Annotated in this window: 2 tRNA genes and 2 rRNA genes; all 4 read right to left on the minus strand. The window is 53.6% G+C overall.

Annotated features, from left to right (window positions below):
* Positions 1-36: 36 nt before the first annotated feature.
* Positions 37-2,848 (minus strand): 23S ribosomal RNA (locus tag F4U95_RS24445).
* 329 nt (positions 2,849-3,177) lie between these two features.
* Positions 3,178-3,253, minus strand: a tRNA-Ala gene (locus F4U95_RS24450).
* Between the two features lie 12 nt (positions 3,254-3,265).
* Positions 3,266-3,342: transfer RNA gene (locus F4U95_RS24455), tRNA-Ile, on the minus strand.
* 180 nt (positions 3,343-3,522) lie between these two features.
* Positions 3,523-3,649 (minus strand): 16S ribosomal RNA (locus tag F4U95_RS24460); the annotation flags it as partial.

Below are 3,649 nucleotides of genomic sequence, written 5' to 3' on the forward strand. Positions count from 1 at the left end.
TCACTGTTGCCAGTGCTGATGTTGATGGTGGGACTCTTAAGCGCGATAAGAGCAATTAGGACTGGTTAGCTCCATGCGTTACCGCACTTCCACATCCAGCCTATCAACGTCGTGGTCTACGACGGCTCGAAGAAATCTTATCTTGAGGGAGGCTTCCCGCTTAGATGCTTTCAGCGGTTATCCCGTCCATACATAGCTACCCTGCTGCGCCACTGGCGTGACGACAGGTACACCAGAGGTATGTTCAACCCGGTCCTCTCGTACTAGGGTCAACTCCTCTCAAATTTCGACGCCCACGGCAGATAGGGACCAAACTGTCTCGCGACGTTCTGAACCCAGCTCACGTACCACTTTAATTGGCGAACAGCCAAACCCTTGGGACCTGCTCCAGCCCCAGGATGTGATGAGCCGACATCGAGGTGCCAAACGATTCCGTCGATATGAGCTCTTGGGAATCATCAGCCTGTTATCCCCGGCGTACCTTTTATCCGTTGAGCGATGGCCCTTCCACGAGGGACCACCGGATCACTATGACCGACTTTCGTCTCTGCTCGACTTGTCAGTCTCGCAGTCAGGCGGGCTTATGCCATTGCACTCTAACAGACGGTTTCCAACCGTCCTGAGCCCACCATCGCGCGCCTCCGTTACTCTTTAGGAGGCGACCGCCCCAGTCAAACTACCCACCACAGAGGGTCCCTGTACCGGATAACGGTACGAGGTTAGACATCAGAAAACAGCAGGGTGGTATTTCACCTATGGCTCCACATCAACTGGCGTCGATGCTTCAAAGCCTCCCACCTATGCTACACAGCTCTTTCCTAATGCCACTCTGAAGTTGCAGTAAAGGTGCACGGGGTCTTTCCGTCTAACCGCGGGTACTCCGCATCTTCACGGAGAATTCAATTTCGCTGAGCATATCCTGGAGACAGTGGGGAAGTCGTTACGCCATTCGTGCAGGTCGGAACTTACCCGACAAGGAATTTCGCTACCTTAGGACCGTTATAGTTACGGCCGCCGTTTACCTGGGCTTCAATTCAGTGCTTGCACACCTCCTCTTAACCTTCAGGCACCGGGCAGGCGTCAGGCCCTATACGTCGTCTTGAAGCCGACTTAGCAGAGCCCTGTGTTTTTGCTAAACAGTCGCTACCCCCTGGCCTGTGCCCCCCACAAGTGCTTGCGCATATGTGGGGCCTCCTTCTTCCGAAGGTACGGAGGCAATTTGCCGAGTTCCTTCAGGATACTTCTCTCAAACGCCTTGGTATACTCTACCATTCCACCTGTGTCGGTTTAGGGTACGGTCTATACGGAGGGGCTATTTCCTGGGACAACTTCACTGCCAGGAGCAATCCAATAAGCCCTGACAATTTACGCCATCCGTCACACACCTCCAGGCCCACGAATATTAACGTGGTTCCCATCGACTACCCCCTTCGGGCTCGTCTTAGGGGCCGGCTTACCCTGCTCAGATTAGCTTTAAGCAGGAACCCTTGGAATTTCGGCGACAGTGCATCTCACACTGTTAATCGCTACTCATGTCTGCATTCGCACTTCCGATACCTCCACGACCCATTACCAGATCGCTTCAACGGCCTACGGAACGCTCCGCTACCGCTCAGCACTAAGTGCTGAACCCTAAGCTTCGGTGCACGTCTTGAGCCCCGTTACATCTTCGCCGCAGGATCTCTTATTTAGACCAGTGAGCTGTTACGCTTTCTTTAAAGGATGGCTGCTTCTAAGCCAACCTCCTGGTTGTTTTGGAAATCCCACATGCTTTCCCACTTAGACGTGACTTGGGGACCTTAGCTGTAGGTTAGGGCTGTTTCCCTTTTGACGACGGACCTTAGCACCCGCCGTCTGTCTGCCGGACTAGACTCGTTGGTATTCGGAGTTTGGTTAGTATTGGTAGATCTCGCGACCCCCGCAACCATCCAGTGCTCTACCCCCAACGGCAAATATCCGACGCTCTACCTCAATAGATTTCGCGGAGAACCAGCTATTTCCCGGCTTGATTGGCCTTTCACCCCTAAGCACAACTCATCCGACAATTTTTCAACATTGAACGGTTCGGTCCTCCAGTGCGTGTTACCGCACCTTCAACCTGGTCATGCATAGATCGCCGGGTTTCGGGTCTAATGCATCAAACTATGGTCGCCCTATTCAGACTCGCTTTCGCTGCGCCTACACCTAACGGCTTAAGCTTGCTTGATACACTAAGTCACAGACCCATTATGCAAGAGGTACGCGGTCAGGTCTCAAGGACCCTCCCACTGCTTGTAGGCATCCGGTTTCAGGTACTGTTTCACTCCCCTCATCGGGGTGCTTTTCACCTTTCCCTCACGGTACTGGTTCACTATCGGTCATGTACGAGTATTTAGGCTTGGAGGGTGGTCCCCCCATGTTCAGACAGAGTTTCACGTGCTCCGCCCTACTCAAGTCCTGAGATATCATTTTCGCATACGGGGCTGTCACCCGCTATGGCCAGACTTTCCAGACTGTTCTGCTAACTATATCCCAGGCGCTGGCCTGGTCCGCGTTCGCTCGCCACTACTAACGGAATCTCGGTTGATGTCTTTTCCTCCGGGTACTGAGATGTTTCAGTTCTCCGGGTTCGCTTCACCAAAGCCTATTTTATTCAGCTTAGTGATACCTCTCCCATTTAACACGGGACCAGCCAAATTCCCCGAAAGGAACTTACTGGGCCAGTCTTAAATGGTGAAGGTGGGTTATCCCATTCGGAAATCGCGGGATCAAAGCTTGCTCACAGCTCCCCCACGCTTATCGCAGCGTGCCACGTCCTTCATCGCCTGTACATGCCAAGGCATTCACCAGATGCCCTTACCTCACGCTTGAGAGTCCACACCACCAACATCAGCACTGGAGAAGCACTGAAGCGGCTTGTATCGGTGTGGTTATTAAACTCAGCCAGATAATCTTGTGTGTACAACACCGAACTGACCTTCATCCGTCTGCCTTGCGGCAAACGCACAAAAACCAATCCCATGTCGCCACGGCATCGATTAAAAAACCCATTCACAATGTCAAAGAGGCGCACAACGTGCGCCATATCACCGGACGTATCCGGTAAACCGCTACTCTTCATCTCTGGAAATTGTCCGCTGCGCGCAATCGCTGCGCAGTTTTCAGTGCTGCTCCGCGATAGATCGCTGCGCAGTTGCTTGGTGGAGCTTATCGGGATCGAACCGATGACCTGATGCTTGCAAAGCAACCGCTCTCCCAGCTGAGCTAAAGCCCCCAGCCAAGCAATTGGTGGGCCGGGGAGGAGTTGAACCTCCGACCTCACGCTTATCAGGCGTGCGCTCTAACCACCTGAGCTACCGGCCCGGTGCCCGCAGGCTGCTTTTTACAGCAGCGCGAGGCGCTCGAAAGCCTGCCAGGCAGATACGCTCTGCTGCCAGAGCGTATTTTCCAGTGATGAAGGGACATGAGGACGGCGGCAATGTTCTTTGGAAATGACGAAGCTCTTCTGATGTCTAGCATCAGCGCTTTCGTCACGATCCTTAGAAAGGAGGTGATCCAGCCGCAGGTTCCCCTACGGCTACCTTGTTACGACTTCACCCCAGTCGCTAAACCCACTGTGGTCGCCTGCCTCCTTGCGGTTAGCTCAACGCCTTCGAGTGAATCCAACTCC

The sequence above is a fragment of the Sphingobium limneticum genome, assembly GCF_008710165.1.
Lineage (GTDB): Bacteria > Pseudomonadota > Alphaproteobacteria > Sphingomonadales > Sphingomonadaceae > Sphingobium > Sphingobium limneticum.